11 protein-coding genes are annotated in these 12,342 nt (G+C 63.7%); 8 read left to right on the top strand and 3 right to left on the bottom strand.

The genetic code is table 11. The features are described 5' to 3' along the window. Positions 1-44: 44 nt before the first annotated feature. The 3 genes from IR187_RS13445 to IR187_RS13435 form a co-directional block, all read right to left on the bottom strand. On the bottom strand, positions 45-1,850 hold the full coding sequence (locus tag IR187_RS13445; RefSeq protein WP_194955090.1) for an AMP-dependent synthetase/ligase: 1,806 nt from the start codon (positions 1,848-1,850) through the stop codon (positions 45-47). A gap of 154 nt (positions 1,851-2,004) precedes the next feature. Further along, positions 2,005-3,696, bottom strand: a complete 1,692-nt coding sequence (gene ggt / locus IR187_RS13440; RefSeq protein ID WP_194955089.1) for a gamma-glutamyltransferase — start codon at positions 3,694-3,696, stop codon at positions 2,005-2,007. Positions 3,697-3,876: 180 nt separating this feature from the next. After that, positions 3,877-4,947: a quinone-dependent dihydroorotate dehydrogenase gene (locus IR187_RS13435; protein ID WP_194955088.1), complete on the bottom strand. Its 1,071-nt coding sequence runs from the start codon at positions 4,945-4,947 to the stop codon at positions 3,877-3,879. Between the two features lie 94 nt (positions 4,948-5,041). Here IR187_RS13435 and IR187_RS13430 point away from each other — a divergent pair, with 94 nt between their 5' ends. From IR187_RS13430 to IR187_RS13395, 8 genes are all read left to right on the top strand, one after another. Beyond that, the gene (locus IR187_RS13430) at positions 5,042-6,844 is read left to right on the top strand and encodes a DUF885 domain-containing protein (protein ID WP_407699088.1); all 1,803 of its coding nucleotides are present in this window, start codon (positions 5,042-5,044) and stop codon (positions 6,842-6,844) included. A 156-nt stretch (positions 6,845-7,000) separates the two neighbouring features. Then, complete coding sequence (locus tag IR187_RS13425) at positions 7,001-7,834, top strand: AraC family transcriptional regulator (RefSeq protein WP_228765936.1); 834 nt, start codon at positions 7,001-7,003, stop codon at positions 7,832-7,834. Positions 7,835-8,227: 393 nt separating this feature from the next. Continuing rightward, the gene (locus IR187_RS13420) at positions 8,228-8,737 is read left to right on the top strand and encodes an RrF2 family transcriptional regulator (protein WP_228765935.1); all 510 of its coding nucleotides are present in this window, start codon (positions 8,228-8,230) and stop codon (positions 8,735-8,737) included. Further along, positions 8,734-10,221, top strand: a complete 1,488-nt coding sequence (gene sufB / locus IR187_RS13415) for a Fe-S cluster assembly protein SufB (protein ID WP_194955086.1) — start codon at positions 8,734-8,736, stop codon at positions 10,219-10,221. Before IR187_RS13420 ends, sufB begins: the two co-directional genes overlap by 4 nt. After that, complete coding sequence (locus tag IR187_RS13410) at positions 10,218-10,460, top strand: hypothetical protein (RefSeq protein WP_194955085.1); 243 nt, start codon at positions 10,218-10,220, stop codon at positions 10,458-10,460. The genes sufB and IR187_RS13410 overlap by 4 nt, the downstream gene beginning before the upstream one ends. After that, positions 10,447-11,190 carry a Fe-S cluster assembly ATPase SufC gene (gene sufC / locus IR187_RS13405; protein ID WP_194955084.1) on the top strand — a complete coding sequence of 248 codons (744 nt, stop codon included), beginning with the start codon at positions 10,447-10,449 and terminating at the stop codon, positions 11,188-11,190. Before IR187_RS13410 ends, sufC begins: the two co-directional genes overlap by 14 nt. After that, entirely contained in the window at positions 11,187-11,576 is a 390-nt protein-coding gene (locus IR187_RS13400; RefSeq protein ID WP_194955083.1) for a hypothetical protein, read from the top strand. The genes sufC and IR187_RS13400 overlap by 4 nt, the downstream gene beginning before the upstream one ends. Further along, a complete protein-coding gene (locus IR187_RS13395; RefSeq protein ID WP_194955082.1) occupies positions 11,576-12,304 on the top strand; it encodes a SufD family Fe-S cluster assembly protein in 729 nt (242 codons plus the stop codon). The genes IR187_RS13400 and IR187_RS13395 overlap by 1 nt, the downstream gene beginning before the upstream one ends. Positions 12,305-12,342 lie beyond the last annotated feature (38 nt).

Below are 12,342 nucleotides of genomic sequence, written 5' to 3'. Positions count from 1 at the left end.
CTGCTCTAGCGAGTGAAAATTCCTTCCCCTGATGGGGAGGGGCTTTATGCCTTGTACAGCGCCGCTATCTTGTCCGCATAGACCTCGCGCAGCACATGGCGGCGGATCTTCATCGAAGGCGTCATCTGTTCATTCTCGATCGTGAACGGCTCGTCGGCGAAGTCGAATTTGCGGACCTTTTCGATCACCGACAGCTGGCCGTTGACGCGGTCCACCGCCGCGCGCAGCGCCGCGCGAAATTTTTCATGTTCGCGCAGGCGGCACAGGTCTTTCGGCAACCCCTCCGCCTCGGCCCATTCGGTCATCCATTCGGGGTCGGGGACAAGCAGGCCGACCAGATGCGGGCGCTTGTCGCCGTAGACCATCGCCTGCAAAATCTCGGGCTGGAGCGTCAGCATGCCCTCGACGCGCTGCGGCGACACATTGTCGCCCTTGTCGTTGACGATCAGGTCTTTCTTGCGATCGGTGATGACAATGCGGCCCTTCTCGTCGATATGGCCGATATCCCCCGTGTGCAGCCAACCGTCCACGAGCACCCGCGCCGTCTCGGCATCGTTGCGCCAATAACCGTTCATCACCAGTTCGCCGCGCACCAAAATCTCGCCGTCGTCGGCGATGCGGACCTCGGTGTTCATCAGCGGCGGACCGACGGTGTCCATCTTGATCCCTGTGCTCGGGCGGTTGCAGCTGATCACCGGCCCCGCCTCGGTCTGGCCATAGCCCTGCAGCAAGGTTAGCCCGATCGAATGGAAGAACACGCCGATTTCGGGATTGAGCGGCGCGCCACCCGACACCAGCGCCTTCATTCGCCCACCAAAGCGTTTCTGGATCTTGGGCCGGAACAATTTGTCGAGGATCAGGTCGACCGGGCGATCGAGCACGCCCATCCGGCGCTCATAGTCTTTTTCGCCGACGCGCAGCGCCTGGTTCAGCATCCAGTTCGCGAGTTTGCCCTGCTTTTCAACCGATTTGATCATCCGCGCGCGGATCACCTCGAACAGGCGCGGTACGACGACCATGATCGTCGGGCGCGTCTCTTCGATGTTCGAAACGAGCTTTTCGAGCCCCTCGCTATAATAGATTTGCGCCCCGACCATGATCGGCAGGAACTGGCCGCCCGAATGTTCATAGGCGTGGCTGAGTGGCAGGAACGACAGGAACACCTCTTCGTCACCGATGCCGAAATCATTGACCAGCACCTCGGCCGCACCTGCGGCATTGTGCAGGATCGCGCCGTGATGCTGCATCACCCCGCGCGGCGCGCCGCCGGTGCCGCTGGTGTAAATGAGGCAGGCGGTATCCTCGCGCTTCATCGCGGCGCCGCGCGTCTGCGCCTCGGCCAGCCAGGCCTCGCCGCCCTGCACCAGCCCGTCCCAGTCATGCACCGCGACATCGCCCTGCTGCCCGACGCGCAGGCTTTCCATGCTGATGACGATGTTCGCGTCGGAGCGCATGACCGCAGGCATCAAGGTGCGCGCCAGCTTCGCGGTCGAAACGATCACCGCCCGCGCGCCGCTGTTGTCCAGAATATGCTGGTGGTCGCGTTCGGTGTTGGTGGTATAGGTCGGCACGGTGATGCAGCCGGCGGCCATGATGCCCAGATCGGCGATGCACCATTCGGGACGGTTCTCGCTGACCAGCACTACGCGGTCGCCGTCTTTCAGCCCCATCTCGCGCAGATTGTGCGCCAGCGCCGCGACCTGGTTGGCGACCTGTCGCCAGCTCAGCGGTTGCCACGCGCGATCGGCCTTGCGCCACAGGAACGGGTCTTCGCCGCCCCTGCTCGCGCGATCGAAGAACATCGCGACCAGACTGGGAAAATGGTCGAGATGGGGGTTTTCCAGCTTCATTCTATCTCTCTCCAGGGAGACTGTTTTTCAGTTCTTATCGTTTCAAATACACGTCATTGCGAGCGAAGCGAAGCAATCCAGAGCGGTGTTGCGCCGCTCTGGATTGCCACGGGCCTGCGGCCCTCGCAATGACGAGATAGCAAGATCAGCTCGTTCACCCCTGCGGCGGCGCGTCATCCACGGCCGACGTGCCGGGGCCGCGCGGGTCGGCGGCGCCGCGCCAGACGCCATCGACGCGCTCGACCGCGTTCAGTTTCGATCCGAGGTCGGTCGGCGTCACGCTGTAACCAAAGGGCTGCATCTTTGCGGCAATGGCCTGTCCCGCTTCGATATCCTCGATCAGCACGCCCTTTTCACCAAAATACAGGTTGGGCAGCTCCATCGCCGATTTCGCGTCGAGCCCCCAGTCGAGCACGCCGACCAGCACCTTCGTCACGTGCATGATGATGCGCTTGCCGCCCGCCGAACCGACCGCCAGGATCGGCTTGTTATCGGGGCCGTAAACGATCGTCGGCGACATCGACGACAGCGGGCGCTTGCCCGCCTGGACGCGGTTGGCGGTCGGAACGCCGTTCACCGTCGGGGCGAGGTCGAAATCGGTGAGCTCGTTGTTGAGGAAATAACCATTGGCGATCAGGTGGCTGCCGAAAATGCTCTCGATCGTCGAGGTCATCGACACGACATTGCCCGCCTGGTCGACCACGGCAAAGTGGGTCGTCCCCTGCTCCGGAATCGGCGGTGCCTCGGCACGCGGTTTGGCGCCCGGCGGCGTGCCGGGTTCGTAGCGGCCGGCGGCGCCAAAGGGCGAGATCAGCCGGCGGCGCTCGGCCAGATATTTCTTGTCGAGCAGTCCCGCCACGGGAACGTCGACAAAATCACCATCGCCCAGATAGGCACCGCGGTCGGCATAGGCGAGCTGCATCGCTTCGGACAAAAGGTGCCAGCTCATGGGATTGTCCTTGCCCATCGCCTTCATGTCCCAGCCCTCGATCATGCCGAGGATGCCGAACACCGTCGTCGCCCCCGACGAGGGCGGCCCCATGCCGCACACTTTGTAGATGCGATAGGTCGTGCAGACCGCGGGCCGTTCCTTCGCCTTGTACGCCGCGACGTCCTTGACCGTCAGCGTCGCCTTGTTGCGCGGCGCGTTGGCGACCGCATCGCTGATCGCCCGGGCGTTGGCGCCGGAGTAGAAAGCGTCGGGGCCGCGCGCCGCGACGTCGCGCAGCAGCGCGGCATAGGCCGGGTTGCGGATCCGCGTCCCGACCGGCGCCGGTTTGCCGTCGACATAATAGATGGCGCGCGCATCGGGGAAATCTTTCCACAGCGGCTCGAAGCGCGTCATCCAGTTGTGGAGCACCGGGGTGACTTCAAAACCTTCTTCGGCCAGCTTGATCGCAGGCTTGAACAGCGCCGACCACTCCAGCTTGCCCCATTTCTTGTGCGCCATTTCCATGAGGCGGATATTGCCGGGTACGCCGACGGACAGCCCGCCCGGAATGGCATCCGAATAGCTGCGCGGCTTCCCGTCCGCGCCAAGGAAGCGATCGGGCTTCGCCGCCGCCGGCGCCATTTCGCGGCCGTCGATCGTCGATATGCTGCCGTCCGTGGCGTCGTGATGCAGCATCAGGCCGCCGCCGCCGATGCCGCTCGACTGCGGCTCGACCAATGTGAGTACGGCGACCATCGCGACCGCGGCGTCGGCGGCGGTGCCGCCCTGATGCAGGATCTGCCGCCCCGCCTCGGTCGCGCGCGAGTCGGCGGACGAGGTGACGCCCTGTGCGAGGGCGGGTGACGGAAGGGTCAAGGTGAAGACCGCGGCAAGCGGCAGGAATCTTTTCAACATGGCGGCGACATTGGCGCGGGGTTGGGGGGAGTGCAAGCCTAACCGATCCTCCCTGTCGCGTAGCGATGGGGAGGTGGCAGCGCGAAGCGCTGACGGAGGGGCTTTTAACGCACCGTCGCTGCCCCTCCACCACCCGCTTCGCGGGCGGTCCCCTCCCCACGGCTTCGCCGCAGGGAGGATTTATTCGCCTACTCCCACCGCGTCGCTCACCCGCGCAAACCCATCGCGCACTGTCAGCTTTTCGAGCCCTTGCGCGATGCGCGCGGCAAGACCCGGTCCCGAATAGACCATCGCCGAATATATCTGCACGAGGCTCGCGCCCGCCCGGATGCGCTCCCATGCTTGCTCAGCCGAAGCAATCCCGCCCGCGGCGACCAGCGGCACTTTGCCGCCGCTGGCGAGATGGAAATCGCGGACCCGCTGGAGCGCCAGATCGGCGAGCGGCGCGCCCGACAGGCCGCCCGCCTCCGCCGCATGGCGCGATACCAGCGCCGGACGGGTGATCGTGGTGTTCGACACGATGACCGCCGCCAGACCTTTGTCGATCGCCACCGCGACAATATCGTCGATGTCGGCGGGTTCGAGGTCGGGCGCGACTTTCAGGAGCACCGGCTTGGCCGCACCAACGGGCTGCGTCGCGGCGACGCCGTCGAGCAGGGCTTCGAGCGCTCCCTTGTCCTGCAACGCACGCAACCCCGGGGTATTCGGCGAGCTGATGTTGACGGTCAGATAATCGGCGAGCGGCGCCATCGCCGCAGTCCCCTTGGCATAATCCGCGATGCGATCGGCGCTGTCCTTGTTGGCGCCGATATTGATGCCCAGCGGGACCGGCAGTCCGTGGCGGCGCAGGCACGCGATGCGATCGGCGGCCTTCTCCTGCCCACCATTGTTGAATCCCATACGATTGATGATCGCGCCGTCCTCGACCAACCTGAACAGCCGCGGTCGAGGGTTGCCGTCCTGCGGCAGCGGGGTCAGCGTGCCAACCTCGACAAAACCGAAGCCGAAATGCGGCATTGCGTGGGCAACGCGCGCGTCTTTGTCGAAGCCTGGCGCCAGACCGACCGGATTGGGAAAATTCAGCCCGGCAAATTCGGTCGCCAGTATCGGGCTGGTCAGCGCGCGGCGCGCCCGCGGCAGTGGCTCGAGCGCGCCGAGCGTCAGATTGTGCGCCGCCTCGCCATCGGTGGCGTGAACGATCGGGCGGACCAGCGCGTAGGCGGCATCGGCGGCGGAGGCAAAGATCGACATGGCCCGCCATTGCGCGTCCCGCGCGGCTATGGCAAGCCCCGCCTCAACCTGTTGGGTATCGCCAAAAATCCATCGGAAAAACCGGGAGAAATTCGTGTCGCAGTTTCCAATTATCGCTCGCCTGTCCACCGGCCTCGCGCTGTTAGCCTTGGCGGGCTGCGCGCCCGCGACGATGCAGGAAGCGCCCGCCACCGTTACACCCGTGCCGGCCGGTGCGAATCTCGCGCAGTTTTTCGACAATTATGACGCCGCGCAACTGTCACTCAGCCCGCAGGGCAAGGCGTATCGCGGGATTCGCGACGGCGATTATGGCCGCTGGAACGACGTCGGCGAAGAGGCGGCAGTCGCAAACCACAAATTGCAACAAGCGACCGCCGCGGCAATGCGCGGCAGCTTTGACCCGGCCACGCTGTCGGCCGACGAGGCGCTGTCGTTCGAGCTGTTCAACGCGCAGGCGGCGCGCGCCGAACGGCTGTTTCCGTTTCGCAACCATGGCTATGTGTTCGACCAGATGAACGGGCCGCAAAGCCAGCTCCCCGCCTTCCTGATCAACATCCACCGCGTCGCCAGTGTCGCCGAGGCCGAGGCCTATGTTGCGCGCATCCGCGGGCTCGGCCCCGTGCTCGACGCGCTGTCCGCCGAATCGGTGAAGCGCGCCGCCAACGGCGTTCAGCCGCCCAAATGGGTCTATGCCTATCTGATCTCCGACATCGGTAACCTGCAAGCGCCGAACAATGCGGTGATCGAGGATTTTGTCGGCAAGGTCGGCAAGCTGGAAATCGACGCGGCCGAAAAGGCGCGGCTGACCAACGCGGCGAAAGCCGCATGGAACGACAGCGCCGGTCCCGCCTATGGGCGCCTGCTGACCGAAATGAAGCGCCAGCAGGCGAACGCGCCGACGCAGGACGGCGTCTGGCGGCTGCCCGACGGCAAGGCCTATTACGAGGCGCTGCTCGCGAGCTACACGACCACCGACATGACCGCGACCGAGATCCACGACCTCGGTCTCTCGGAAGTCGCGCGCATCCACGGCGAGATGAAGGCGATCATGGCCAAGGTCGGCTTCAAGGGCACGCTGCGGCAATTCTTCGAACATCTGCGCACCAGCCCGCAATATTATCACACGACGCGCGAGGCCTATCTCGCCGAAGTCGACCAGCGCACCAAGGCGATGGAAGCGCGCCTGCCCGCCTTTTTCAACACCCTCCCCAAGGCCGCGCTGCAGGTGAAGGCGGTCGAGGCGTTCCGCGAGAAATCGGCGGGCAAGGCCTTCTACCAGTCGCCCTCCCCCGACGGATCGCGACCCGGTACCTATTATGTCAACCTCTACGACCTGCGCGACATGCCCAAGACCGAACTGGAAGCGCTCGCCTATCATGAAGGCGTCCCCGGTCACCACCTGCAACGCGCGGTGCAGACCGAGCTGACCGGCCTGCCGCCCTTCCGGCGCTTCGGCGGTTTCACCGCTTATACCGAAGGCTGGGGACTCTATTCGGAGGAGCTCGGCAAGGACATGGGCTTTTACACCGATCCCTACAGCGATTTCGGCCGGCTCGGCATGGAGCTGTGGCGCGCCTGCCGCCTCGTGGTCGACACCGGCATTCACGACAAGCGCTGGAGCCGCGAACGCGCGATCCAATATCTGAAGGACAATACTCCCAACCCCGACGGCGACATCGAAAAGGCGATCGAACGCTATATCGTCTATCCGGGCCAGGCGACCGCATACACCGTCGGCAAGCTCAAGATAATGGAACTGCGCGGCCGCGCTCAAGCCGCGATGGGTGAGCGCTTCGACTATCGCGCCTTTCACGACGTCGTGCTCGAATCGGGGCCGGTGCCGCTCGACATACTGGAACGGCGCGTCGACGCATGGATCGCCGCATCGCGAACGTAATATAATAACAAACTTCGCACTTGACGCGCAGGGAAGAAATGCAAATGATTTGCTCCAGATAACAAAGCGGCCAGGGAAAGGTCGCCATGGTCTGGGTTCGTCATGTCAGAAGCTTCATCCTCGCGTTTGGACGCGGACGGCAGCGCGCCGTTCGAATTGCACTATTTCCCGCCCGATCCCGATCTGGCGGACATGGTGTCGAGCTTCTATTTCGCGCGGCTCAACCTGCCGAAATTCGACGAATATGAACGCGCCGACCGGCCGCAGTTCCGCTTCGTGACGAACGCCGACGGCGAATATATCTTTGCCGATGGCCACACCGCCCCGGTATCGCGGGCGATCATCATCGGTCCGACCAGCGGGCGGGTACGCGCGATCAGCAATTGTCCCGCACAATTGTTCGGGTTCGGCCTGCTGCCCGCGGGCTGGGCGGCGTTGATGGGCGACGATGCCGAAAAGCTGACCGACCGTGCGATCGATGCGGTTCAGCGCTTCGGGCCGTGGATCGAGGAGGTTGCGGCGGCGCTGGAACAGGCACCCGATATCGACGCGCGGCTGGTGATCGGCAATAATTTCGCGCGCGAGGTGCTGACGCGCGGCGAAGCGGCGCCGCTGTGGTTCATCCGCACCGTCGACGAATGGCTGACCGCCTCGCCCTCGCCGCAGGTCGCCGATCTGGTCGACGCCACCGGCATGTCGATCCGCTCGGTCGAGCGCATGACCAAACATTATTACGGCCTGTCGCCGCGGATGCTGGCGCGCAAATATCGCGCCGTGCGCGCCGCGTCGGCGCTCGCGCGCGGCGAAGGGCTCGATTCGGCGCAGCTCGGCGACGCCTTTTACGACCAGTCGCATCTGATCCGCGAGATCAAGCGCTTTGCCGGTGCCACCCCGGGCCAGCTGAGCAAGCCGACCCATTATACGCAGGCGACGACCAAGGGCCGCAAGCAACTGGCCGGCAAGGTCGGCCCGATGGTGTCCGAAACATAGGCTTCCAAGTCTCAACATCGTCATTGCGAGCGCAGCGAAGCAATCCAGAGTTGCGTAAAACGCTCTGGATTGCTTCGCTGCGCTCGCAATGACGATTGAATCGGGAGTGAATCCGAGCCCACGCCCCGTTAACCATCAAAATGTGAACTAGGCCGTTTTTGGCGTTTCCGTACAATCGCGAATCAGCGCGTCGGCATAATTCCCCCTTGCGACCCAGAAGAGCTCATCCTCTGACGAGGACTGAGACCTTCATCTCGGCACTCATTTGGCCCCGGCCAGATGGGTGCCTTTTTTTTTCTTGGTGCCCGGCAAAGGCCGGTTGGTTGCACCGTGGGACGGCTTCGCCTATATAAGTGGAGTAATTTACTCCAGTTAAGAATCGTTCGCAATCTTATGCGCCTGTCCAACCTTGCCGATTATGCCGTGGTGCTGATGAGCGCCGCTGCCCGCCAGTGCGGGTCGGTGCCGATTCACGCGGGCATGCTCGCCGAACAGACGGGCATTCCCGGACCGACCGCGCAAAAGCTGGTGAGCGGCCTCGCCCGCGCCGGACTCCTCGTCGCCTCGCGCGGCAGCGGCGGCGGCGTACGGCTCGCGCGGCCCGCGGCAGCGATCAGCGTTGCCGACATCATCGAGGCGGTCGAAGGCCCGATCGCCCTCACCTCTTGCGTTGCCGAGGGGCGCCATGATTGCTCGCTCGAGGGCAGCTGCAAGGTGCAGCCGCACTGGGGCGTCGTGAACGGCGCGGTGCGCGGGGCTCTGGCAGGGATCAGTTTGGCGAGCCTTAGTAAGCCCCTCCCGCCTGCGGGAGGGGTTTGGGGAGGGCCTGTAGAGGTCGCTCACCCAATGAACATTCCCTCCCCCAACCCCTCCCGCAAACGGGAGGGGAGGATAGAAGCATGACCGACAACACAGACCTCCCCGTGAAAGACCAGGCCGCACACGATGCCGCGGCGAAGGTCGCCGATTATGAGCATGGCTGGTCCTCGACCATCGAGACCGACTTTGCGCCCAAGGGGCTGACCGAGGATACGGTCCGCTTCATCTCGGCGAAGAAGAACGAGCCCGAATGGATGCTCGACTGGCGGCTGAAGGCGTTCCGCCACTGGCAGACGATGGAGACGCCCGATTGGGCGAAGCTCAACGTGCCGCCGATCGACTACCAAGACGCATACTATTACGCGGCGCCCAAGCCGAAGCCCAAGCTAGGCAGCCTCGACGAAGTCGATCCCGAGATTCTTGAGGTCTATAAAAAGCTCGGCATCCCGATCGAGGAGCAAAAGGTGCTCGCGGGGGTCGAGGGCGCGCGCAAGGTTGCGGTCGATGCAGTGTTCGACAGCGTCAGCGTCGCGACGACCTTCCGCGAGGAATTGAAACGCGCGGGGGTGATCTTCCTGTCGATCTCCGAGGCGATCCGCGAATATCCCGAGTTGGTGAAAAAATGGCTCGGCAAGGTCGTGCCGATGCACGACAATTATTTCGCGACGCTCAACTGCGCGGTCTTTTCGGACGGCACCTTCGTTTACGTCCCCGAAGGCGTGCGCTGCCCGATGGAGCTCAGCACCTATTTCCGCATCAATGCGGAGAATACCGGGCAGTTCGAACGGACTTTGATCATCGCCGACAAAGGCGCCTATGTCAGCTACCTCGAAGGCTGCACCGCGCCGATGCGCGACGAAAACCAGCTCCACGCCGCGGTGGTCGAACTGGTGACGCTCGACGATGCCGAGATCAAATATTCGACGGTGCAGAACTGGTATCCCGGCAACGCCGAGGGGCTGGGCGGCATCTATAATTTCGTGACCAAGCGCGCGCTGTGCCAAGGCGCGCGCAGCAAGGTGTCGTGGACGCAGGTCGAGACCGGCTCGGCGATCACCTGGAAATATCCGAGCTGCGTCCTCAACGGCGACGACAGCGTCGGCGAATTCTACTCGGTCGCGGTGACGAACAATTACCAGCAGGCCGACACCGGCACCAAGATGATCCACAATGGCAAGCGCACGCGCTCGACGATCGTCAGCAAGGGGATCAGCGCGGGCAAGTCGAACAACACCTATCGCGGGATCGTGCGGGTGGCGCCGAATGCCGAGGGGGTGCGTAACTTCACCCAGTGCGACAGTCTGCTTTTAGGGTCGCTCAGTGGCGCGCACACTGTGCCCTATATCGAGGTCCGCAACCCGACCGCGACCGTCGAGCATGAAGCGACAACGAGCAAGATCAGCGACGACCAGCTATTCTACGCCATGCAGCGCGGGCTTGGGCAGGAAGAAGCGGTGGCGCTGATCGTCAACGGCTTTGCCAAGGAAGTGCTGAAACAGCTGCCGATGGAGTTTGCGGTCGAGGCGCAGAAATTGCTGGGGATCAGCCTCGAGGGGAGCGTGGGGTGAGCAACGATTTGCCCGAAAACCTCGGAAGCGAGTTCTGGTTTGCATTATTCATGCTCCTGCTCTGCTCCTCGGGCAGCTATCTCGGCTTCACTCGGGATAATCCGACAGCTGCCTCGGTCGGCGCATTGCTCGCGTTCTTCTATATTCACCGACTGTTGAAACGCCTTCGCGACGTGCGGCTCGCACGCCACCTAAAGCAACACCCTGAGTTATTGCGGATCTATAATGCTCAAAATTGAAAACCTCCACGCCACCGTCGCCGACAAGCCGATCCTGAAGGGCCTGTCGCTCGCCATCAATGCGGGCGAAATCCATGCGATCATGGGCCCCAATGGCGCGGGCAAATCGACGCTGTCCTATGTCCTCGGCGGGCGGCCGGGTTATGAGGTGACCGACGGGTCGGCGACCTTTGAGGGACAGGATCTGCTCGATATGCAGCCGCACGAGCGCGCCGCCGCCGGCCTGTTTCTCGGCTTCCAATATCCGGTCGAAATCCCCGGCGTGTCAAACGTCCAGTTCCTGCGCGAGGCACTCAACGCCCAACGCCGCGCGCGCGGCGAGGAACCGCTTTCGGGCGGCGAATTCCTGAAGGTCGCGCGCGAGAAAGCCGCGCTGCTCAAGATGGACATGGACATGCTCAAGCGCCCCGTGAATGTCGGCTTTTCGGGCGGCGAGAAGAAGCGCAACGAGATGGTGCAGATGGGGATTCTCGACCCCAAGTTCGCCATCCTCGACGAGACGGACTCGGGCCTCGACATCGACGCACTGCGCACCGTCGGCGACGGGATCAACGCGATCATGCGGCGCCCCGACAAGGCGGTGCTGCTGATCACCCACTATCAACGCCTGCTCGACTATGTGCAGCCCGATTTTGTGCATGTTCTGGCCGCTGGGCGGATTGTTAAGTCGGGCGGCCCCGACCTCGCGCGCGAGCTGGAAGCGCATGGTTATGCGGAGCTTGCGGCGTGATGCTGGCGGCATTTTTCCTGATCGCCCCGCAGCCCGCCGTCGCGGACACCGCACGAGCGGACGCGCTCGAGGACGATATTGTCGTGATTGCCCGCAAGATGACCGAGTGGCGCGGTTCAGTGAAATGGAATGGCGATGTGGTCACCTGCAAGACGACGAAATCGACCAAAAACGCTATGGTGGACAAGCTCGGTTGCGACGCCATGATCTTTTGCACCACGCCAGATGTCCGGGCCGAAGTTGACTCCCTGAAAGATCGCAAGATTTCCAAGGCTGAACGCGCCCGCCGTGGGGACCTTGTCGGACTTCAGGTCAATGAGTGTGCCGAAGAGAGAGCCCATATTCTTGTTGCTGCCTGGCTCGAACAACGTCGGGCAGCAGAGTGATGGCCGCGCCTCTGCCCTCGCGTCGCGACGAAGCGTGGCGCTATAGCAACATCGACGCGGTGACCGCGGCGTGGCCGCTGCCCGCGCCCGAGAGCATCGTTGTGCCCGCGCGCGGAGATTTCCGCCGCGCGATTGTGCAGGATGCAGGCGCGATCCACCAGATCGAGCTGGTGCTCGGCAAAGGTGCGGTCGCCGCGTTGCATATCCTCAACATCGGCGGCGCCTATGGCCGCATCGAACTCACGGTCACGCTGCACGAAGGCGCCGACTTCACGCTCGGCGCGGCGCAGATCGGCGGCGGCGAGCAGAATCTGGAAATCGTCACGACGGTCACCCACGCCGAACCCGGTGCGACGTCGCGGCAGGTCGTGCGCTCGGTGCTCGGCGGGACCGCGACGGGCACCTACCTCGGCAAAGTTGCGGTCGCGCGCGATGCGCAGCAAACCGACAGCGCGCAGGATGTGAAGGCGATGCTGCTCAATCGCAGCGCGACCGCCAATGCCAAGCCCGAGCTGGAAATCTACGCCGACGATGTGAAATGCGCGCATGGGTGCGCGATTGGCGAGTTGGACGCGATGGCGCTCTATTATCTGCAATCGCGCGGGATTCCGCCAGGCGAGGCGAAAAAGCTCATGTTGCAGGCGTTTGTCGCCGGCGTGTTCGACGGCGCCGAGGATGAGGCGCGGTTGCAGGAGCTGGCGCTCGCGAAGCTGGGAGAGTTGGTGTGAGCAGCCTCACTTCTCCGTTCGTCCCGAGCGAAGTCGAG

The sequence above is a fragment of the Sphingopyxis solisilvae genome (genome assembly GCF_015475875.1).
Lineage (GTDB): Bacteria > Pseudomonadota > Alphaproteobacteria > Sphingomonadales > Sphingomonadaceae > Sphingopyxis > Sphingopyxis solisilvae.
Note: the sequence above shows the minus strand (reverse complement) of the source record. Positions and strands in the feature narration are given on the sequence as shown.